The 21,859-nt window shown below is 38.1% G+C and carries 20 protein-coding genes and 2 riboswitches; of the genes, 13 read left to right on the top strand and 7 right to left on the bottom strand.

Features of this window, described 5'->3' with window-relative positions:
* Window positions 1–58 precede the first annotated feature (58 nt).
* From iolC to ACLHDF_RS19550, 6 genes are all read left to right on the top strand, one after another.
* Window positions 59–1,066, top strand: a complete 1,008-nt coding sequence (gene iolC, locus ACLHDF_RS19575) for a 5-dehydro-2-deoxygluconokinase (RefSeq protein WP_413920353.1) — start codon at window positions 59–61, stop codon at window positions 1,064–1,066.
* A gap of 73 nt (window positions 1,067–1,139) precedes the next feature.
* On the top strand, window positions 1,140–2,597 hold the full coding sequence (gene mmsA, locus ACLHDF_RS19570) for a CoA-acylating methylmalonate-semialdehyde dehydrogenase (protein ID WP_413920352.1): 1,458 nt from the start codon (window positions 1,140–1,142) through the stop codon (window positions 2,595–2,597).
* A gap of 111 nt (window positions 2,598–2,708) precedes the next feature.
* Entirely contained in the window at window positions 2,709–4,643 is a 1,935-nt protein-coding gene (gene iolD / locus ACLHDF_RS19565) for a 3D-(3,5/4)-trihydroxycyclohexane-1,2-dione acylhydrolase (decyclizing) (protein ID WP_413920351.1), read from the top strand.
* Window positions 4,644–4,726: 83 nt separating this feature from the next.
* On the top strand, window positions 4,727–5,623 hold the full coding sequence (iolE, locus tag ACLHDF_RS19560; RefSeq protein WP_413920350.1) for a myo-inosose-2 dehydratase: 897 nt from the start codon (window positions 4,727–4,729) through the stop codon (window positions 5,621–5,623).
* 59 nt (window positions 5,624–5,682) lie between these two features.
* Window positions 5,683–6,708, top strand: a complete 1,026-nt coding sequence (locus ACLHDF_RS19555; protein ID WP_413920349.1) for a LacI family DNA-binding transcriptional regulator — start codon at window positions 5,683–5,685, stop codon at window positions 6,706–6,708.
* Window positions 6,709–6,843: 135 nt separating this feature from the next.
* Window positions 6,844–7,632 carry a 5-deoxy-glucuronate isomerase gene (locus ACLHDF_RS19550; protein WP_413920348.1) on the top strand — a complete coding sequence of 263 codons (789 nt, stop codon included), beginning with the start codon at window positions 6,844–6,846 and terminating at the stop codon, window positions 7,630–7,632.
* A 247-nt stretch (window positions 7,633–7,879) separates the two neighbouring features.
* Here ACLHDF_RS19550 and ACLHDF_RS19545 read toward each other — a convergent pair whose 3' ends face one another.
* The 3 genes from ACLHDF_RS19545 to ACLHDF_RS19535 form a co-directional block, all read right to left on the bottom strand.
* Window positions 7,880–8,098 (bottom strand): hypothetical protein, encoded by a 219-nt coding sequence (locus tag ACLHDF_RS19545; protein ID WP_413920347.1) that lies wholly within the window; start codon window positions 8,096–8,098, stop codon window positions 7,880–7,882.
* Between the two features lie 349 nt (window positions 8,099–8,447).
* Window positions 8,448–9,314 (bottom strand): YitT family protein, encoded by an 867-nt coding sequence (locus tag ACLHDF_RS19540; protein ID WP_413920346.1) that lies wholly within the window; start codon window positions 9,312–9,314, stop codon window positions 8,448–8,450.
* 376 nt (window positions 9,315–9,690) lie between these two features.
* A complete protein-coding gene (locus tag ACLHDF_RS19535) occupies window positions 9,691–10,101 on the bottom strand; it encodes an Lrp/AsnC family transcriptional regulator (protein WP_413920345.1) in 411 nt (136 codons plus the stop codon).
* A gap of 196 nt (window positions 10,102–10,297) precedes the next feature.
* Window positions 10,298–10,342, top strand: a riboswitch (PreQ1 riboswitch).
* Between the two features lie 9 nt (window positions 10,343–10,351).
* Here ACLHDF_RS19535 and ACLHDF_RS19530 point away from each other — a divergent pair.
* Window positions 10,352–10,840 carry a QueT transporter family protein gene (locus ACLHDF_RS19530; RefSeq protein WP_413920344.1) on the top strand — a complete coding sequence of 163 codons (489 nt, stop codon included), beginning with the start codon at window positions 10,352–10,354 and terminating at the stop codon, window positions 10,838–10,840.
* A 448-nt stretch (window positions 10,841–11,288) separates the two neighbouring features.
* Here the strand turns inward: ACLHDF_RS19530 and ACLHDF_RS19525 are convergent, their stop codons facing one another.
* Both ACLHDF_RS19525 and ACLHDF_RS19520 read right to left on the bottom strand, forming a co-directional pair.
* Window positions 11,289–12,725, bottom strand: coding sequence for a DHA2 family efflux MFS transporter permease subunit (locus ACLHDF_RS19525; RefSeq protein ID WP_413920343.1), 1,437 nt, complete (start codon window positions 12,723–12,725; stop codon window positions 11,289–11,291).
* A 21-nt stretch (window positions 12,726–12,746) separates the two neighbouring features.
* A complete protein-coding gene (locus tag ACLHDF_RS19520; RefSeq protein ID WP_413920342.1) occupies window positions 12,747–13,322 on the bottom strand; it encodes a TetR/AcrR family transcriptional regulator in 576 nt (191 codons plus the stop codon).
* A gap of 330 nt (window positions 13,323–13,652) precedes the next feature.
* Between ACLHDF_RS19520 and rluF the strand changes: the two genes are divergently transcribed.
* The gene (gene rluF / locus ACLHDF_RS19515) at window positions 13,653–14,369 is read left to right on the top strand and encodes a 23S rRNA pseudouridine(2604) synthase RluF (RefSeq protein WP_413920486.1); all 717 of its coding nucleotides are present in this window, start codon (window positions 13,653–13,655) and stop codon (window positions 14,367–14,369) included.
* Between the two features lie 36 nt (window positions 14,370–14,405).
* On the opposite strand, the gene ACLHDF_RS19510 is transcribed toward rluF, so the two are convergent.
* A complete protein-coding gene (locus ACLHDF_RS19510; protein ID WP_413920341.1) occupies window positions 14,406–15,359 on the bottom strand; it encodes a TRM11 family SAM-dependent methyltransferase in 954 nt (317 codons plus the stop codon).
* Window positions 15,360–15,619: 260 nt separating this feature from the next.
* Between ACLHDF_RS19510 and ACLHDF_RS19505 the strand changes: the two genes are divergently transcribed.
* From ACLHDF_RS19505 to ACLHDF_RS19485, 5 genes are all read left to right on the top strand, one after another.
* Complete coding sequence (locus tag ACLHDF_RS19505; protein WP_413920340.1) at window positions 15,620–15,778, top strand: hypothetical protein; 159 nt, start codon at window positions 15,620–15,622, stop codon at window positions 15,776–15,778.
* A 167-nt stretch (window positions 15,779–15,945) separates the two neighbouring features.
* On the top strand, window positions 15,946–16,335 hold the full coding sequence (locus ACLHDF_RS19500; protein WP_413920339.1) for a tautomerase family protein: 390 nt from the start codon (window positions 15,946–15,948) through the stop codon (window positions 16,333–16,335).
* Between the two features lie 358 nt (window positions 16,336–16,693).
* Window positions 16,694–17,698, top strand: a complete 1,005-nt coding sequence (gene ftsZ / locus ACLHDF_RS19495) for a cell division protein FtsZ (protein ID WP_014461739.1) — start codon at window positions 16,694–16,696, stop codon at window positions 17,696–17,698.
* Between the two features lie 2 nt (window positions 17,699–17,700).
* A riboswitch (cobalamin riboswitch) is annotated at window positions 17,701–17,891 on the top strand.
* Window positions 17,892–18,035: 144 nt separating this feature from the next.
* The gene (nikA, locus tag ACLHDF_RS19490) at window positions 18,036–19,577 is read left to right on the top strand and encodes a nickel ABC transporter substrate-binding protein (RefSeq protein ID WP_413920338.1); all 1,542 of its coding nucleotides are present in this window, start codon (window positions 18,036–18,038) and stop codon (window positions 19,575–19,577) included.
* Between the two features lie 69 nt (window positions 19,578–19,646).
* Entirely contained in the window at window positions 19,647–20,174 is a 528-nt protein-coding gene (locus ACLHDF_RS19485; protein WP_413920337.1) for a GNAT family N-acetyltransferase, read from the top strand.
* A 314-nt stretch (window positions 20,175–20,488) separates the two neighbouring features.
* Here ACLHDF_RS19485 and ACLHDF_RS19480 read toward each other — a convergent pair whose 3' ends face one another.
* Entirely contained in the window at window positions 20,489–21,790 is a 1,302-nt protein-coding gene (locus ACLHDF_RS19480) for a CitMHS family transporter (protein ID WP_413920336.1), read from the bottom strand.
* Window positions 21,791–21,859 lie beyond the last annotated feature (69 nt).

Raw genomic sequence — 21,859 nt, 5'->3', positions numbered from 1 at the left:
GAAAATAAGTTGTTCTTTCTACCCTTTTAGGAAAGCGCTTAACTAAGGAGGAATAAAGATGAATCAGCTTGTTTTTAAAGAAAATCGTGGGTTAGATTTCATTGCTGTTGGCCGCTTATGTATTGATTTAAATGCAAATGAAACGCAGCGTCCGATGGAAGAGACTAAAACATTTACTAAATATGTAGGAGGCTCTCCGGCTAATATTGCAATTGGAGCAGCAAGACTAGGCTTAAAAACCGGTTTTATCGGAAAAGTATCAGATGATCAAATGGGCCGCTTCATTACAGATTACCTGCAAAAAAATAAAATTAATACAGATAGCATTGTTATCGATAAAACGGGGGCCGTAACGGGACTAGCTTTTACGGAAATCAAGAGTCCTACAGATTGCAGCATCTTAATGTATCGCGATAATGTAGCGGACTTAAAGCTGGATCCTACAGAAGTATCCGAAGAATATATCAAACAATCAAAGGCTCTTTTAATATCTGGAACGGCTCTTGCGCAAAGTCCTTCTCGTGAAGCAGTGTTTTTAGCACTAGAACACGCACGTAAGCATGAAGTTGTTGTATTCTTTGATATCGATTATCGTCCATACACATGGGAATCAGAAGCTGAAACAGCGGTCTATTTTAATTTAGTCGCTGAAAAATCAGATGTGATCATTGGTACGCGAGAAGAGTTTGATATGATGGAAAAACTATTAAATGATGAAGAATCTAATGACCAAATAACAGCAGAGCGATGGTTTTCTCATCATGCTCAAATCGTCGTGATTAAGCATGGAGGAGAAGGATCTATTGCCTATACAAGAGACGGTCAGTCTCACCGCGGAGGAATATTTAAAACAAAAGTCCTTAAAACGTTTGGCGCTGGTGATTCTTATGCTTCAGCCTTTATTTACGGATTAATGCAAGGCTTGGAAATTCCACAGGCAATGCGATTGGGCGGTGCCTCAGCTTCAATTGTGATTTCAAAGCACAGCTGTTCAGATGCCATGCCAACAAGCGTTGAGCTCTTCAACTTTATAGAGTCAGCAACAGAAGTATTGCAGGAAGTTTAATAGACAGAGGAAAGGTCTTAAGAGACTAAAGGGATAGAAGTTTATCAAAATGAGATAAAGGGAGAGATATTTTATGACACAAACAGCGGTAAAAACAGTGAAAAACTATATTGGCGGACAATGGATTGAATCGGCTTCATCAAAAATAGAGCCTGTGTATAATCCAGCGACGGGCGAATTAATTGCACAAGTGCCTCTTTCTACAAAAGAAGATGTAGACCAAGCGGTGCAAGCAGCAAATGAAGCTTTCCAAAGATGGGCAAAAACAGCTGTGCCTAAACGTGCACGCATTTTATTCAAGTACCAGCAGCTGTTAGTAGATAACTGGGATGAATTAGCAAAGTTAGTGACAGTTGAAAATGGGAAAAGCTTTAACGAAGCGCGGGGTGAAGTGCAGCGTGGTATTGAATGCGTAGAGTTTGCAGCTGGAGCTCCTACGTTAATGATGGGTAAACAGCTTCCTGATATCGCAACAGACATTGAATCTGGCATGTACCGCTATCCAATTGGGGTAGTTGGAGGAATTACGCCGTTCAATTTCCCAATGATGGTTCCTTGCTGGATGTTCCCGCTTGCGATTGCTTGCGGCAATACCTTTGTATTAAAGCCGTCTGAACGTACGCCGCTTTTAGCTGCAAGATTAGCTGAGCTGTTTGAAGAAGCCGGTTTGCCAAAAGGAGTGCTGAACATTGTAAATGGTGCTCATGATGTGGTAAATGGCCTTCTTGAACATAAGTTCGTAAAAGCTATTTCATTTGTTGGTTCACAGCCTGTAGCTGAATATGTGTACAAAAAAGGTACGGAAAACTTAAAGCGTGTTCAAGCTTTAGCCGGTGCTAAAAACCATTCGATTGTATTAAATGATGCGGACTTGGACGTAGCAACAAAACAAATTATCGGAGCTGCTTTTGGTTCAGCAGGTGAACGTTGTATGGCAGCATCTGTTGTTACTGTGCAAGAAGAAATTGCAGATCAATTGATTGAAAGATTAGTAGAAGAAGCCAACAATATTGTAATTGGCGACGGCTTAAAAGAAAACGTCTTCTTAGGACCGGTTATTCGTGAAAATCATAAAGAACGTACGCTTAGCTATATCGAATCAGGCGTGCAAGAAGGTGCCGAACTTATCCGTGATGGTCGCACAGACGCAGAAGTAAATGGCAGTGGATACTTTGTTGGACCAACGATTTTTGATCATGTTACGCAAGAAATGAAAATTTGGCAAGATGAAATTTTTGCACCTGTGCTGTCTATTGTTCGTGTAGAAACATTAGGAGAAGCTATTGAAGTAGCTAATAGTTCTCGCTTTGCAAACGGTGCCTGCATTTATACAGATAGCGGCGCAAGCGTACGTGAATTCCGTGAAAATATTGAATCCGGTATGTTAGGAGTGAACGTAGGGGTACCGGCACCTATGGCGTTCTTCCCATTCTCTGGTTGGAAAGATTCTTTTTATGGTGATCTTCATGCAAATGGTACAGACGGAGTGGAATTTTATACAAGAAAGAAAATGGTAACAACTCGCTGGTAAGTGATTAGTTAAAAATCGCATCTCATTTAAAAGGGAAGTATCGGGAATTAAGGATATTCCTTATGCTTCCTTTTTTTAATCGCAATCTAGTACTAGAAGGGAGAAAAGGTCATGGAAACAGTTAAGATGACGACGGCACAGGCATTAGTGAAATTTTTAAATCAGCAGTATGTTGAATTTGATGGAAAACAGCACAAGTTTATTAAAGGGGTTTTTACAATTTTTGGACATGGAAATGTAGTAGGTCTTGGGCAAGCTTTGGAAGAAAACCCAGGAGATTTAGACGTATATCAAGGTCGCAATGAACAAGGAATGGCAAATGCAGCGATGGCTTTTGCAAAACAAAAACATCGAAAACAAATTATGGCGTGCACATCATCAGTGGGACCAGGCTCAGCCAATATGATTACAACGGCAGCCACGGCTTCAGCTAATAACATTCCAGTTTTGCTGCTTCCCGGTGATGTATTTGCAACTAGACAGCCCGATCCTGTTTTGCAGCAAATAGAACAGTCGTATGATTTATCTATTTCTACAAACGATGCTTTTCGTCCAGTGAGTAAGTACTGGGATCGCGTAAGTCGACCGGAACAATTGATGACAGCTATGATTAATGCGATGCGTGTGTTAACAAACCCTGCAGACACGGGAGCCGTAACTATTTGTTTGCCTCAAGATGTGCAGGGAGAAGCATGGGATTTTCCAGCTTATTTCTTCCAAAAGCGTGTTCACCGCATTGAGCGCCGCCTTCCGACTAAGGACAGTCTAGGAGATGCGGTTCAAGTAATGAAAACAAAGAAAAAGCCGATCATCATTTGCGGAGGAGGCGTTCGGTATTCGGAAGCCGCGAATGAGTTAAAACAATTTGCTAGTGAGTTCCACATTCCATTTGGAGAAACTCAAGCAGGGAAAAGCGCTGTCGAAAGCGACTATCGCTACAATCTTGGCGGAATCGGTGTAACAGGGAATTTAGCTGCTAACACAATTGCTAAAGAAGCAGATTTAGTGATTGGAGTAGGCACTCGATTTACTGATTTTACAACAGCATCCAAACAGCTTTTTCAACATCCCGACGTGCAATTTCTTACGATTAACACGTCTGAATTTCACGCGAATAAACTCGATGCTGTGAAACTTGTAGCTGATGCAAAAGAAGGCTTGCTTGCTCTTAGAGAAGAGCTAAAATCAATTGGCTATCAATCTGGTTATACAACAGAAATTGCAAGTGTGAAAGACACATGGGAAACAGAATTAGAGCGTCTACATAGCATACGTTTTACTGGCGCAGATTTTATTCCAGAAATAAAAGGTCATTTAGATGAAAGGTTAGCTGAATATGCAGAATCACTTGGTACTCAGTTAACGCAAACAGAAGTAATTGGAGAAGTGAACAAACTTCTTGATTGCAACTCTGTCATCGTTGGTGCAGCTGGAAGCCTTCCGGGTGACTTGCAGAGAATGTGGAAGGCTAATAAACCCAATACCTATCATATGGAATATGGGTATTCATGCATGGGATATGAAGTATCAGGCGCGCTTGGAGTTAAGCTAGCGGAACCAGCTAAAGAAGTGTACGCGATGGTTGGAGATGGAAGCTATCAAATGCTTCATTCAGAGCTCCTTACAAGCCTTCAAGAAAGAAAAAAGATAAATATTTTACTTTTTGACAATTCTGGTTTTGGATGTATTAATAACCTTCAAATGTCCAATGGAATGGGCAGCTTTGGAACAGAGTTTCGCTATCGAAACGAGGAAACAGGAAAGCTAAACGGAAACGTGATGAAAGTTGATTTTGCAGCCAGCGCCGCAGGTTACGGCTTAAAAACATACCGTGTAAGTTCTCTTGAAGAATTAAAAACGGCGATAGCAGATGCACAAAAACAAGAGGTTTCTACGTTAATTGATATCAAAGTGCTGCCAAAAACTATGACGAATGGTTATGAATCATGGTGGCATGTAGGAGTAGCAGAGGTATCTGAAAATCAGCACGTACAAGAAGCTTATCAAGATAAAATGAAAAACCTTGAAGTGGCAAGGGTTTATTAAGAGTCAAAAAAATTTCGGATGTTGAAAAGAAACATTTGATACATGTAAAAGCGATTTTAATTTTGTATAAGGGAGAGGAAGAAATGTTCAAGGAAAATACGGTTAAACTGGGGATTGCTCCAATTGCTTGGACAAATGATGATATGCCTGAACTAGGAGCTGAAAATACATTTGAACAGTGTATCAGTGAGATGGCTTTAACCGGCTTTAGAGGAAGTGAGGTCGGAAATAAATATCCGCGAGATGTTTCCATCTTAAAAAAAGCATTATCGCTGCGGAATTTAGAAATTGCAAGCGCATGGTTTAGTACATTTTTAACAACAAAGCCGCTGGAAGAAACGGTGACTCCATTTATTGAACATCGCAATTTTTTATACGAAATGGGCGCAAAAGTAATCGTTGTATCTGAACAAGGACACAGCATTCAAGGGCTGATGGATGTTCCTTTATTTAAAGAAAAGCCTGTCTTCACGCCACAAGAATGGAATAGGCTTGCAGAAGGTCTGCATCACCTTGGGAAACTAGCCCGAGAGAAAAATATGCATATTGTCTATCATCACCACATGGGAACAGGCGTGCAAACAACAGAAGAAATTGAGCAGCTAATGGAACTTACCAATCCAAATCTTGTTTCGCTGTTATTTGATACCGGTCATCTTGTGTTCTCGGGAGAAGAACCTCTTTATATTTTAAAAAAATATTTACACCGTATTAAACATGTTCATTTAAAAGATATTCGCCAAGAAGTAGTTGATAGAGTCAAAGAACAGAACCTGAGCTTCTTGCAAGCAGTAAAAGAAGGAGCCTTCACTGTTCCAGGTGATGGAGTTATTGAATTTGATGAAGTGTTTACTGCGCTGGCCACTTCGGATTATAACGGCTGGTTTATCGTAGAAGCAGAACAGGATCCAGCGCTTGCTAATCCTTTTGAATATGCGCTAAAAGCAAGAAATTTTATTAAAGAAAAAAGCGGTCTTTAATTTCTAGTGTAAAAGGTTTACCGTCTTTTATGTGCCTATCAAGTGAAAGGAGGAGGGAAATGAAGCCGACCATTTATAGTGTGGCTGAAGAAGCAGGTGTATCAATTTCTACCGTATCAAAAGTCATCAATCAAACCGGTCATATTAGTGAAAGAACAAGACAAAGAGTAATTGAGGTTATGGCGCAGTTGAATTACCATCCAAGCGTCGTAGCATCTGCTTTAACAGGAAAGCCCACCAAAACGATTGGGCTTCTTATACCCGACATCTCCAACCCTTTTTTTGCTGACTTAGCAAGAAGCATAGAAGACCGAAGTCATGAGCGAGGCTTCCATGTTGTGATGTGTAATACCGATAACGAGGCGGAAAAAGAGAAAAAGTATTTATCGCTGTTAATTCGTCAAAGAATTGACGGCTTAATTGTAGCTTCGGCTTTTCGTAATGCTAATCTTTTAAAGGATATGCTTAAGCAAGATATACCGATTAGTGTTATTGCTTCAGAAATTCCTCATATATCTGTTAATACAGTGACAGTGGATGACTATAAAGGAAGCTATTTAGCGACTGATTATTTATTGTCTTTACATCACGAAAAAATTGCAATTATTACAGAAAATGCAAAAAGTAATCACGCTCGTTTAGAAGCTTTTCAAGACACCATGCAAAAAAATGGAATTATCGTATCACCTCAGCATGTTATTAAGACTGAAGCAAGTATTCAAAAAGGATATGAAAGCGCTAAGCGAATTTTTTCAATGAAGGAGAAAGTGACGGCTATTTTTGCTTGTAACGATTTACTGGCTATCGGCGTTATGAAAGCCGCAAAAGAATTCAAAATTGATGTGCCCCAGGACTTATCAGTAATTGGATTTGATAATACGGTTCTTTCTACTACCATCACGCCCATGTTGACAACGGTAGCACAGCCGACAAAAGAAATGGCTGTAAACGTGGTGGATTTGCTGGTTAGAGAAATGGAATATCCAACGATGCATAAAGAACATTTGCTTCTCGAGCCAAAATTGATTGTCCGGAAATCAACGGCTCCGTTACGAAGAGACGCCAGAACACTCATAAATAATTAAATACATTCGAGAATATTGCTTTTAATAAAAATTCATCATACTCACATATTTAAAAGAATTTATAGAGCCTGTGAAGAAAAGTTGGCGTTATAAGTAGATTCTTATTGTGCTACTACGTAAAGGAGGAAGTTAAGCATGTTAGGTAAATTAGGTGAATTAAATAAAGGATACAACGTACTTACAGAAATGACTGGTCAGCACAAAGGTATGCTGATGGATATCGGGATTTATAAAATGTCCCAAGGAAAAGAGGAAACTTTACTAGACGGCAGCAATGAAACGGCTATTCTTTTACTAGAAGGAAAGGTAAAGCTAGAGTGGGAAGGTCATTCAAAAGAAATTCAGCGTCAGTCCCTTTTTGAAGAAGAGCCTTGGTGTTTGCACGTTTCGAAAAATGTAGATGTTAAAATTACCGCGCTTGCCAATAGTGAAGTACTAGTTCAAAAAACAGATAATGAAAAAGAATTTCCGTCAAAATTATATACGCCTGAAGATTGTCAAAATACAGTAGCAGGTGAAGGAGTATGGGAAGGTACTGCTCAGCGTGTAATTCGAACGATTTTTGACTACAATAACGCTCCTTATTCTAACCTTGTTATTGGAGAAGTTATTTCTTATCCGGGAAGATGGTCGAGTTATCCGCCTCATCATCATGACCAGCCTGAAGTGTATTACTATCGTTTTGACAAGCCACAAGGGTTTGGGTGTGCCATGGTGGGAGAAGATGCGTACCGTGTAGTTGATCATAGCTTTATTACAATTCCTGGTGAATTGGATCATCCTCAAGCAACAGCTCCCGGCTATGCAATGTACTTTTGCTGGATGATTCGCCATCTTGAAAATAATCCATGGACGGACCGTATCATGGAAGAAGAGCATAAGTGGCTATTAGAGCCAGATGCAAAAATTTGGCCTGAAAAATAAATAACGATCTTTATATGAAATGGTTCTACATGCTGAAAAAGCTCAAATAAAAAATAATTATACATAAATTAATAGTTTATTTTTGTAAAATATGTTTTTATATGTTAAAATATAGCTTGTATTAATATTCAGGCGATGATATCGCTCTTTTTCGCAGATTCCTTTTTAGGAGTCTCTTTTTTTATCATTTTTGTAAACAGAAGAATTCATATGAGATTAAAAAGAAAAGGAGATAAGCGTAAGCCGCTTATCTCCTTTTCTTTTTAGCATTATCTAACGCTAAGTTCTTTTTAACTATTTTTTCTAAAGCAACTTCCACGTGAACATTTTTTTCATCGATGTCATTCACAAACACGACGGTTCCTTTTCGTCCTTTAATCTTTAAAGCATCACCCGTAGAAGGGATATTTTCCCGCAACTGACTCAATAGAAGCTTTCTGTTTTCAAAAAAGTGGACAGCTACCATTTTATCTCACCTAATTTCATATGATTTATGTGATACAAAGATGTGTATATGAAATCCTTCCTATACATTATGTCGCTGCTGCTGGTTTTAGAACAAATTGAATAGACAGTGATTGCATCAATATATGAAATAAATACGACGGAATAGTTATAAATCTCTTATCCTTGGACATACTTATACTACTAATCTAAAAAGGGATGTGGATGAAAATGAAGGTGGCTATCGGATTAAGTGTATTTACGGTCGTTACGGGAGCAATTGCGTTAGGGGCAGTTTACTTTTTAGCAGGTATCTTTTCGTTTTTCTTAACGGTTTTTTCATAAAAAAATCCACCAAGAGGTGGATTTTTTTATTTTGCAGCTGCTTTTTTTTTATGAGGCGAATTGCCGATAAATCCAAATTTTCCGCCGACAACTTCTTTTACTTCGTGGATGACAATAAAAGAATTCGGGTCAATTTGTTGGATTTTCTTTTTAATTTTTAATAGCTCGTTCTTTTTAATAACAACGTAAATAATACGTTTATCTTTGTTAGCGTAGTAGCCATATCCGTAAAAGATGGTGGCTGCATTTCCAAATTCGCTGGTGATGACTTGCGCTATGTCTTTGTATTGATCAGACATAATGGTCATTGCTTTTTTGTTGTGGAAACCTTCGATAACAATATCGACAATTTTGGCACAAAGATAGACGAAGATAAAGGTATAGAGCGTGTTGTTGACGCCAATGGCAAAAACCGATGCTAAAATAATGACGCTGTCCATGTAGAACATGCTTTTAGAAATATTATAGCCTTTTGTATAGTTTAATAAATAAGCTAAAAGAGTTGTTCCACCGGTAGATCCATCCGCGATAAAAATGAGAGCCAGTCCTGTTCCCATTAGTAAGGCGCCGAATACAATTCCTAAAATCATATCGTGAACGTGAAAGGGAACATAGCTGATCAGACCGAGGAAAACGGACGTCATAACAGCACCTAGAATAGTATAAAGAATTGTTTTTTTGGTTAGAAATTTATAGGCTAGGGCAATAAATACAAGATTTACAAGAAATGTGCTGATACTCGTAGGGATATGAAATAAATAATATAAAACAAGAGCAATACCAACCGTACTTCCGTCACCTAATTTATTTGGGATGACAAAAAAATCAATCGATGCAGCAACTAAAAGCGCTCCGGCAATAATTAAAATGATATCTTTATAAATTGTTTTCAATATGCAAACCTCCTTGATAATTAGGGTATTTTCATGTGGGATCTTGTTTTTACTAGTGTTTCAAAAATGATAGAATAAAAAACGTCTTAGAAATTGTCTAGTTATAAAACTGATCAACTTCTAAGACGAAGAATTACGATACGCTTGGTCTAGAATTTCTTTTTTATATGCTTCAATGTCACCGATTATATAAACCTCTGAACGCTATGTCAACGCCATGAGAGATGTTAAAATTTTCAAAAAATAGAAGGCGGTTTCCTACATGAAAAAGAATCCTTTGCGACGGTGCAAAGGATTTTCAAATTTATTGGAATAGGGGGAATACGTTATTAGGATTGTCATTTTCATAAATTAATATACCTCTATTTAAAAAAATTTATTTGTTAATGACGATAGAAAGTTTGTAATTCACATGCTGATTTAGCCCTGTTAAAAAATCATTTAGTTCTTCATTTGAATGAAATTTGCATTCTAGTAAGTAGCAACCATCACCGCTAATTTTAAAGTTGTTGATGACGAAATCCTGCTGACTTTCTAAAAATGAGAGGTAGTGGTGATGATGAATGCTCTGCGTATAGATATTTAAAAATGCGTGGACGGTGTAGCCGAGTTTGCGTTCATCAATGTTAATTGTATAGCCTTTGATAATGCCTTCATCTTCTAGCTTTAGTACTCGAGCAGAAGCAGCTTGTCCGGTTAAATGAACTTTTTCTCCTAATTCTTTCATCTTCATACGCCCATTTTTTGACAGCTCTTCTAGTATGCGCTGATCTGTATTATCTAACATCGCTACAAATCCTTTCGTATGTCAAATCAAAAGGGTTAAATACTCAATTTCACCTATGTATACTGATACGTCTTCTATTTTATACTAAAGAAGAGTAAGAAAAAAGAGCAGTCAATTTTCAAGATATAGAAAGCAGCAGTAGTTTGTAAACAGCTAGATTGACGAAAGCTTAAGCTTGCTGTATGATTCTTTGAGTGTTTACGTGGTTCGTAACCATCCCACGTTAAAAAACTAAGGAGAGAATAGTAAGATGAATATAAGAACAATGTGCGTCAACGGCCTTTTAGCTGCTATGTATATTGCTGTCAGCATGCTAATTCAGCCGTTTGGCTTCACCAATATCCAATTTCGTATATCGGAAATGTTCAATCATTTGATTGTGTTTAATAAAAAGTACGTGTACGGCATTGTGCTAGGAGTATTTCTGACGAATTTGTTTTTTTCACCAATGGTCGCTTATGACCTGGTGTTTGGGGTAGGACAATCTGTGCTATCATTACTCATTACCATGTTTTCTATGCGCTACATTAAAAATATGTGGGCTCGTATGCTTGTTAATACACTTGTGTTTACGGTTACGATGTTTATTATTGCGTTTGAACTGCATCTAGCATTTGATTTACCATTTTTCTTTACATGGTTAACAACAGCCGTTGGTGAGTTCGTTGTTATGCTTGTCGGAGCACCAATTATGGCGGCAATTAATAAACGTGTACAGTTTAATAAGCTAGTTGGATAAAAAGATGCGGCTGTGATAAATCTCACAGCCACATCTTTTTTTCTCTGTTATTCTATAGATGTAGTGATAAACCCCTTATTATTGAAGAGCTTTTCACGCATGGACAAATTACCCATATCTAGCATGTAAAAAGAGCAGGTCGCGTTTGCGTTCTGCTCTTTTTACGTAAGGTAATAGCCAAGTATCCAATGAGACTATTTTGAAAGGTGGAGTGATAAATCTCACAGCGCACCCTTTTTTCTTTTGTTACGATATACATATAGTTGGCAAACTTCTTATCGAAAAGTTTTTCGCACAACAACACATTACCTATGCGTAGCAACTAAAAAAGCAGACCGATGACGGTTTGCTTTTTTAGTTATCTTTTTGTTAATAGTATCTATGATTACTCTTGCATTTGTAATATAAATTCTGCATGTAACAAGAACTGCTCTTATTAGTTTCTTACTTATTGCGTTTCAAGCTGCTGATCTTTTTTCTTTAACGTAAGAGCGAGCAGGAATGAAACGACGGCGAAAGCGATGGCCACATAATAGACGGTATGAACTCCGCTTGTCATACTTTTTATTTGTAACAGCGTTTTATTTGTTTCATTTGATTGTTGAATAAAATGCTGAGAAGCCATGGTCATAATACTTGTATACAAAGCGGGACCAATAGCGCCTGAAACTTGGTTAATCGTATTTGAAATAGCTGAGCCGTGAGCGTGAAGCGGTTTAGGCACTTGATTTAAAGCAAGCGTCATCACCGGCCCTATGCTTAAGCCTACGCCAATTGTAAAGGCAGCATATAAAATGGCTGCGGTCGTCGTAGTTGTTTCGCTTGAAATGGTAGTGAACAAACTTAAAATAATCGTTAAAAGGATTAAGCCTGTTAAAAGCAACGGTTTAAATCCAATTTTATCAAACAAACGCCCTCCGACCATAGCTGTTAGAGCTAGCGTTACTCCTCCTGGAAGCATAAGAAAACCTGTTTGCAAAGGAGACAGTCCAGCAGCCGTTTGGAAATAAAGCGGCAAAATTAACATCATTGAAAACTGAATCATCATAATGAGAAACATTAAGAAAATAGATCTTGAAAACACAGACGATCTAAAAGGCTTCATATTAATCATTGGAGAATTCAGCTTTGTTTGCTGTCTGACAAATAAAGCAAGAGCTACGACGCCAATGATGAGGGTAAGCCATACAATAGGATTACTCCATCCTGTCTCTTCACCAGCTGTGCTAAATCCATAAACAACTCCTCCAAATCCAATTGTAGAAAGAATAACAGATGGGATGTGAATCGTTGGTCTAGATGTTTCGGAAACGTTACTGAGTTTAACAAGAGCAAATAGGAAAATAAGCGCCGCAGCAATTAAGAGACCTAGAAATATAATTTGCCACGAATAATATTGAATAATTAATCCTGAAAGAACCGGTCCTATTGCCGGTGCAAATAAAATGGCTACGCTAAAAATACCCATTACAGTGCCGCGTTTGCTAACAGGCACGAGTGTTAACATTGTACTCATCACAAGAGGTAAAATAATGCCTGTTCCTAATGCTTGAATCATACGTCCCACAAAAAGCAGAGAAAACCATGGGGTGATAAAGCCAATGAAGGACCCAATTAAGTAAAAGCTCATAGCTGCTACAAACAGCTGTCTTAATGTAAATCGTTGAATTAAAAAAGCAGACACCGGAACAGATATGCCGATCACAAGCATATATCCGGTAGTTAACCACTGAGCTGAGCTCGTTCTAATGTGAAAATCTGAAATGATACTTGGCAAGGCAACATTCATTACCGTTTCACTAATTAAGCATAAAAAGTTTCCTAGAATCAAAATGAAAAGGATAAGCTTACTTTGTGTACTCATTTTTTCTTCTGTGTGCGTCATAAGTGACCTCCTTTTACTACATTAGTTTTTGTTTGCAAATAGCTTGCCAATTTGGTCAGCCGCAATTTGCAGAGGGACTGTATTATTTTTAGTTAAGGAAAGAGTATAAGCACCTTCAATCCAAGACTGTATAGCTGAACCTAGTTGTCTTGCTTCCTCTTGTTCATAACCTGAACACACTAATTTATCTGCATAAACTTGTTCCCACTCGTTATAAACGGCTTCACAGGCCATACGAAGTGTTTCGTTCGATGACCATACTTCACTCGACATAGCAGCGAGGGAGATATCCGCTTCATTTTCCACTTGTTCAAACATTCGATCAGCCATTAGTTTTATATGATATTGAATGGCTGACGCCGCATCTTCATGAGAAGCTAGGGATTTTTCTATGTAAGCTTTAACTCTTTCTCCCGTTTTTTGAATGGCTTCTTTTGCTAATTGTTGTTTTCCATCCGGAAAATAATAATAAATAGATCCCCTTGGAGCGCTGCTTTCTTTTGTGATTTGACTTAGGCTGGTGGCGTGATAGCCTTTTTTGCGAAAAAGTTTAGCAGCAGCGCTTAAAATTTTTTCTTTTGAATTGGTTGATTCCATGAAAACAGCCTCCTGATATATCTACTAGTTGATCGGTCAGTATAATGGTATCAACTCTATACTGATCAGTCAATCCAGCCGCTTAGGTCTTGTATAGGAGGGGTGATTGACGCATGTTTTGCAGGTGTAAGCATTGATTGAAATGTTAAGAATAAGGTTACAAAGTATTTTGGAGTTATACTTTTATTATTGTTAAAAAAATATGGTCAAGTAATGAAATTAAAAGAAGACGAGAAGCGTATAGCATGTTACGATAGGGACGGTATAGAAATTGACACATACCGGTTTCTAATAAAAGAGACGGGTTTTAAAATTTTTAAATGTAAGGTTGTGATTCACCTGAGACTGAATAAATTTATTAGCGAATCTGGAAAAGCGTCAAGACGCGGGGCAGATAAGTTAATTAGTGAAGGAAGAGTAACCGTTAATGGAAAGGTTGCAAAAATCGGAGATCAAGTTAAGCCTGGCGATGATATTCGAGTAAGCGGCCAACAGCTTCGAATTGCTCGAAATAATGTATATATTGCGCTTAATAAACCAGTCGGCATTACAAGTACGAGTGAAAAAAAAGTAAAGGGAAACATCATTGACTTAGTAAACCACCCTTTGCGTATTCATCACGTTGGACGACTAGATAAGGATTCAGACGGCTTAATTTTACTTACAAATGACGGCGATATTATTAACGAAATTTTACGTGCAGAAAACAAGCATGAAAAAGAATATATTGTTGCAGTAGATAAGCCAATTACACCGGAGTTTATTAAGCAAATGTCTGAGGGAGTAAAAATTTTAGGTACAAAAACGCTTCCTTGTAAAGTTACACAGCTGTCCAAGTACGAGTTTCAAATTATTTTAACGCAGGGCTTAAATCGCCAAATTCGCCGTATGTGTGAAGTGCTTGGATACGAAGTATACCGACTTCAGCGCACGCGTATTATGAATATCCACTTAAACAACTTACCTGTTGGGCAATGGAGAGATTTAACGAAAAAAGAGCGCACGCAGCTGTTTAAAGAATTAGATTATGAACCTAAAGAGTGGTAAATCAAAAGACACCAGCCTGTTAGACTGGTGTCTTTTTTATTCGCATACAACTACTTGTCTAGAAAATACGCTTTTGCGCGCTACGCAGCGATCTGAAATAGAAAACCCAGCTTCATGAATCATATGATCAATCGTGTCTACTGTAATCACCACTACTTTATCCGCAAAGCGGCGAGCGTGTTTTAAAATAGAGAGCTGATCTTCAGGCGTCGCGTGCGTGTAGAGATTATAAGGCATATCGATGATTGCTACATCGTAGTGAGTTGTAACATCCGAAATCGGTCCAGTTTTGACATCACCGCTGAAGCCGAAATGCGCGATATTTTCACGAGATCCGTCGGTCACAAGCGGATTGATATCGCGTCCTACAATATCAATGCCCATTGAAAGAGCTTCTACGAGGACGGTACCGATACCACAGCATGGATCAATCGCTTTGATTCCTTCAGGGTTCGGAACGGCAATGTTAGCTACAGCTCTTGCAACGCGGGTACTGAGTGCTGTAGAGTATTCACGCGGTTTCTTCAAGTGATGCAGCCATACAGCTTCGCTTTTTTGGTATTTTCCAAAATACCAGCGTCCTTCAAATGTAACAATGCCAAATAAATGGTCAGGGTTATGCAAGTCTGCTTCTGCTATAAAATGCCAACCCACGTCACGTTCAATAGCACGCTGACCCTTATAACTTATTTTTTGATCTTTTTCCAAATCATTAATTTTCATAAAAATGAGTTTGAATGTTTTATCTCCAAGGTCAATATCTTCTACTTGTTTGCAAATGTCTGCAAGGTCATCTGATTCATACATAACATCTAACCGCTCTTTGATAAAAGGGCTTCTGCTTGGATCAAGCTTAACGGGACTTTTTATAATAGGTTTGTCAGTTTCAATTTCAAAAAGAGAGCGTCTCTCTAATTGACATAGGGAGAGTTCCTCTTCGCTGCATGCGTATGTGTAGATATACCGATGCAGCTGCGTATGGTTATTCAATATCGTATCATCCTTTATCGTATCTAATTATCCTTCTTCTCAAACAATAGCGAGAAAAGGAGAGAAAAGCAACGAATTTAAATACATTCGGCTGTGAATACTAAATTGCAGCGCTTCATAGTCCACTTATTTGACAAAACATGCTAAAATAACTGGTGATAACCTGCATGTGCTGCTGTTTATACAAAAGAACTGAATCAAGTTTTCTCAAAAATCATTTACACACTGCTGACATTTTGATGAATAGGAGAGGCTACGTGATGTCTAAAAGTGATCATGAAAAGCAACCGATGAGTCGGGCTGATATGAAAAAACAAGCCAAAACATCTTCGCAAAACCTTGTGATGAACGTACTCATTGCCATTGTATCTGTATGTATTTTAGCTCTTATTATAAATATTTTTTTACTGATGAAATGAGCCTTTATACTGCTCATTTCTTTTTATTAGGTTCAGCTTTTGTTGAATCGTTTAAAGTCTCTTTCACTAGAGAGCACATTGTGAATAGCATATCTTTTTTTTACAGATGATAGTTGTGATATGATGAAGCAATAATAGATTAGACAAAAAGCTGGAGGTTACTTAGTATGCCATTACTTAGATTTGATGTAATAGAAGGAAGAGATGAAAAAGAGTTAAAAGCACTGCTAGACGCTACTCACCGAGCAATGCTAGAAGCCTTTGGCGTACCAGAGCGTGATCGTTATCAAATTGTACATCAGCATCCTGCTCATGAAATGATTATTGAAGATACAGGTCTAGGCTTTGAGAGAAGCAAAGATTTGGTTATTATAAGTGTAACGAGCAAACAGCGAACTGAAGATCAAAAGCAAGCTCTTTACCGATTAATTGTAAAAGAGCTGGGAGAAAGCTGCGGTATTCAGCCGAACGACATTATGATTTCAATTGTTGAGAACGGTAATGCCGACTGGAGCTTTGGCATGGGAGAAGCTCAATTCTTAACTGGGAAGTTATAAAACGGTTTATTATCTAAAGAAGCCCTTATTTCTAAGGGCTTTTTCTCATTTTGTCTATAAAAATATTATTCTCTCAGTCACATCTTACTCAAAATTAAATACAGACATCTGTCAAATGAATGATACAATAAGCTTATATGCCGTTTTGAATTGAAAAATAATAAAGAATTCGGTGTACTAACTTCAGAACAACAATAATTTTACATAAAGATGTAAAGATTTAAAGGTTAAAAGAGAAATGTATAAAATCTGTAAAACAAAAGAACAGTTACGCGTTAAACATAGGAGTAAAAGGTTCTTCACGTGTTTTTTCGGATAATAAGAGAAAGTAATTTTGATCATTGAGGAGGAACTTAGAATGTTTGGATTTGATGCAGATGTGTCGCCATTAGTGCGAATTAAAGTAATAGGAGTCGGCGGTGGAGGAAATAACACCGTTAACCGTATGATTGAACACGGTGTACAAGGAGTAGAATTTATCGCCGTTAATACGGATGCTCAGGCGCTTAATTTATCTAAAGCAGACGTAAAAATGCAGATTGGTGCAGCATTAACGCGAGGATTAGGTGCAGGAGCTAATCCAGAAGTAGGAAGAGAAGCAGCAGAAGAAAGCAGAGAACAAATTCAAGAAGTACTGCAAGGCGCAGATATGGTATTCGTAACAGCTGGTATGGGCGGAGGGACCGGCACTGGAGCAGCTCCGGTTATTGCTCAAATTGCCCGTGAACTAAATGCTTTAACAATTGGAGTAGTTACTCGCCCGTTCAAGTTTGAAGGAAATAAACGTACTAAGCAAGCAGTAGGTGGTATCACTGCGATGAATGAATCGGTGGATACTCTTATTGTAATTCCAAACGATCGCTTGCTTGAAATTGTTGATAAAAAGACGCCTATGCTTGAAGCATTCCGTGAAGCAGATAATGTTCTTCGCCAAGGTATTCAAGGTATTTCAGACTTAATCGCTGTTCCAGGCCTAATTAACCTTGACTTTGCTGATGTGAAAACAATCATGTCTAATCAAGGGTTTGCGCTTATGGGTATCGGACGAGCTTCCGGATCAGATCGAGCAATTGAAGCAGCGAAAAAAGCGATTTCTAGTCCGCTGCTAGATGCGTCAATCGATGGAGCAAGAGGTGTACTGTTGAACATTACAAGCGGCAGCAGCCTGAGTCTTTACGAAGTACAGGAAGCAGCAGATATTGTCACGTCGGCTTCTGATCAGGACTTAAATATGATTTTTGGGTCTGTGATTAATGAAGATTTAAAGGATGAAATGATGGTAACCGTTATTGCAACTGGATTTGATGATGAAGATATTTCACCATCAGCTTCCACTTCTAGAGTTTCAAGAGCACGCTATTAAATTAAATAACAAGCTTTTATGGTGGTAATTGTTTTTCAATTGCCTTAAAAGGGAATCCGGTGAAAATCCGGAGCGGTCCCGCCACTGTAACAAGGAGCCTTATGTCAAAAAACCACTGTCTATTTAGAGACGGGAAGGCGGTATAAGGCAGTGACTTGAAGCCAGGAGACCTGCCATAAATTGCAGCACACAATAACCTACGAGGATAGGGAGGTGTTTTGGCAGAATCAAGAATAGGATAAACAAGGGATACGTTTATCTAATTTTGTTGTGAAGACAAGCACTTCTTTTTAGAAGTGCTTTTTTTTGTATATTAAAATAGAAGGTGGAAAAATGAATGATAAATAATAAAAAATTTGTATCTATACTGCTTCTTGTTTTACTTTGTTTTACTGCTTGCGCTCCTCATGAAGAGAGTATGAGTATAAAAGAAAGAAAGAAAACGGATAAAAGCGTTACATTTTTATTTAATTTCACACCTGCAACCCTTGATCCTCATACCGATGATGATTATACGGCAGTCCGTGCAGGAGTGGGGGAGACGCTTGTCAAAATCAGCGACGATTTAAAAATAAAGCCTTGGCTTGCTGAAAAGTGGGAAACGAAAGATAACGGTCTTACATGGACATTTACGATAAGAAAGAACATCACGTTTCAAAATGGCAGCGAGCTGGATGCAAATGCCGTGAAGTCTTCTCTTCAAAGAGCAATAGATCAAAGTTATGCGATGAGAAATGCTTTAAAAATCAAAGAAATAAAAGCGAACGATCATATGCTGACGATTACGTTAAAAGAACCAATCCCTAAATTCCCTTCTGAATTAGTGCATCCAAATACAGCTATTATAGATGTTGGTACTTCTAATATAGCTAAGAAGCCCATTGGTACAGGTCCGTTTCACGTCTTGTCTTTTGATCAAGGAAATCAAGTGAAATTAGAAAGATATGAAAATTATTGGAATGGGAAAGTAAAATTAAAAAGTGCGACCTTTGCATTTAACGAAGATGCTAATGCGCGAGTGGCTGCTCTTCAATCCGGAACAGCGGATATTATTTATCGTCCGCCTTTAGAAAGTTTAAACAATTTACAAACAGATTCGTCTTTTAAAGTGAACGGAGTACCTAGTGTGCGCACCCATTTATTGCTTTATAATCAAACCAATGACGCATTAAAAGACAAAAATGTAAGAAAAGCTATCGCTTCCTTATTAAACCGAAAAGAAATCGTTAGCAGCATAATGAATAATCAAGCGACAGCCGCTCAAGGTCCATTTTTACCTGAATTTCCTTTTGCTGATAATCCTGCTAGTGGGCAAAGAGGTATGGTATCTGCTAAAAAATATTTAGAGAAAGCAGGGTATCAACTCAAAAATGGAAAAGCAATCAAAAATGGAAAGCCATTATCGCTCTCTCTTGTCACATACAGCTCTTTGCCAGAACTTCCTTTGATTGCTCAGCTTATACAGTCTAGTGCGAAAGAGTTAGGAATCAATATTAAAATTAATCTCGTTGAGGACAGCGATGAATATTTAATGGCAAAAGATGATTGGGATTTAGCAGTGTACAGCCTTATCACAGCACCTAGAGGAGATGCCAGCTATTATTTAAGTACGAACTACTTGCCCGGCGGTGGTTTAAATGCCAGCCGGATTAATGATGATAAGCTAACAAAAATGATTGAGCAGTTAAATTTAACAGTAGATGACGCGAAGCGAGATCAGCTTGCTAAGCAAGCAACCGCTTTGATTAATAGGAAAACGTTGACGTCATCGATTGTACATCCAAACATTGTTGTTGCTTATAATCAAAATGTGAAAAACTGGACAACAAATCCAAGCGAGTATTATATGCTAACTCAGCATTTAGACGTAGCGCCATAGTCAACATTGCGGCATTAGTAGGGAAAAGAAAAAGTACACAATGACAGAGAAAAGGATGTGACAGTAAACGTGCAAGGAGTACAAATGTATCAAATTAAAGAAGTAAAAGAAAAGGATGCTGAGGTGATTCAGTTTGTCATAAATATGCGAAATGAGCTATTTCCTATGCTAGAAAACAATCAACTTCCTGGGGATTTGCTTCATTTTAATGAGCATTATGTTCAAGCGAAAGGCGCTGCTTTTTTTGCAGCTGTCACGGAAAATCAACAAGTAATTGGAACCATTGGTTTATACGCTTACGATGGACGGTTTCATGCATTAAAAGAGCGATATGAACATAGAACTGCAGCCGAGATTGTAAAATGCTATGTGGATCCAGCCTATAGGCGTCTAGGCATCGGACAGCAGCTGTTAAAAGAAGTTGAACGATTTGCCCAAAGTCATTTTTATGACACGTTGTATCTGCATACCCATCCTTTTTTACCAGGAGCTGTCCCTTTTTGGACTTCACAAGGCTTTATCAAAAGGCTAGCTGAACAGGATGAACCATGGAATACACTGCACATGGACAGAAAAATACAAACCGTCATAATGTAGCTGAATCATACAGTAATTACCATAGAATCTGTATACGAGCTCATGCTATAATAAGCGTAACTTACATTTATAGCCTGTAGGGCAAGTCCTTACAGAGAAGAACCACGTTTCGAATTGGCTGAGACGTGGTTTTTTTCTGTGAAAAATAAACAACAAAATATTTTTTAAAATATATATGAAATCGCTTTCAAAATAAAGAGATATATTATATAATTACTAGTGTTGTGTTGTACTTTGTTAGTGTTAAATCAATATCCTACATGTGTGAGTCGATTGCCTTATGGTAGTCGGCTTTCTTTTTTTATGGTTAGATTCTAGAAAGAAATAGCACTCGTTAAAATGGCTGTAATCGTCATGACAATGGTTGTTCCAAATGCCCATTTAAAAAGAAATTTTTGATGCTCCCCGAAATCTACTTCAATCAGCCCAATCAGAATGAAAGTAGCGGGTACTAAAGGAGATAGAGGAAACCCAGTTGTGGAATGTCCTAATAAAGCTGCTCGTCCTATTTCTACAGGATCTACACCAAAATTAGCTGCTGTATGGCTAATAACAGGCAAAATGCCAAAATAATAAGCATCAGGTGAAAATACAAAGCTAAGAGGAAGGCTCGTTATCGCTACAACTAAGGGAAGGTGAGAGCCTAACCACTCAGGAGTAAGGCTGACAATTGTATTAGCCATAGCATCCATCATTTTTGTTTCTGTAAAAATGCCTGTAAAGATTCCTGCTGCAAAAATTAATGTACTAACCATTACAAAGCTGTTTGCATGACTTAAGATTCTTTCCTGCTGTTCTTTTGGATGAGGAAAATTAACAAATAAAGCAATGGCAAAGGCAATGGCAAATAAAATGGGAATAGGGAGTATGTCTATGATCAATAGAGCCATTAAGCACAGCGTCAATAAAGCATTAAACCAAAAGAGTTTAGGTGGCTTCGTAGGTTTCTCATGAGCTGAAAGCTGTTCAGCAAAAGCCATTGATGAACTTTTTAAATGAATTGTTCCTAAGCGTGCTTTCTCTCTTTTTCCGAGCAGGTATGCCGAAAATAAAGTCCACATCAATCCTGCTGCCATAGCTGGAAGCAGAGGGTTAAATAGATCTGGGACTTCCAATTGTAGACTTGCAGCTGCTCTTACTAGAGGGCCTCCCCAAGGGATCATATTCATAACACCTGCGCTTAAACTAATAACACAAGCAAGTATTAGTCGGTTCATTCCTAATTTTGTATACAACGGAAGCAAGGCGGAAACTGTAATTAAAAATGTAGAAGAGCCATCTCCATCCAAGCCAACGAACATTGTAATAACTGCCGTTGCCATTACGACTTTTAAAGGATCTCCTTTTACAATGTTTAGGATACAAGAAATCATAGGATCAAATAAACCGACATCAATCATTAGTCCAAAATATAAAATAGCAAAAACGATCATAATGGCCGTAGGAGCTACTTTTAAAATACCTTTCATCATCATATCTCTCATATCAGCACTAAAACCTCCAAGTACGCCAAAGAGGATAGCGACAAAAATAAAAGCAACAACCACGGACAAGCGTTTACTAATGACGAGAAAAAGAAAAGTGGCAATCATTCCAAAACCTAACAAAGAAAGCATATCTATCACCTCTTATAAAGAGTTAGAAGATTCTATCAATTTACATTATAGCACTAGATTCAATGTCAA

The organism is Priestia megaterium (assembly GCF_046599315.1).
Classification (GTDB): domain Bacteria; phylum Bacillota; class Bacilli; order Bacillales; family Bacillaceae_H; genus Priestia; species Priestia megaterium_F.
Note: the sequence above shows the minus strand (reverse complement) of the source record. Positions and strands in the feature narration are given on the sequence as shown.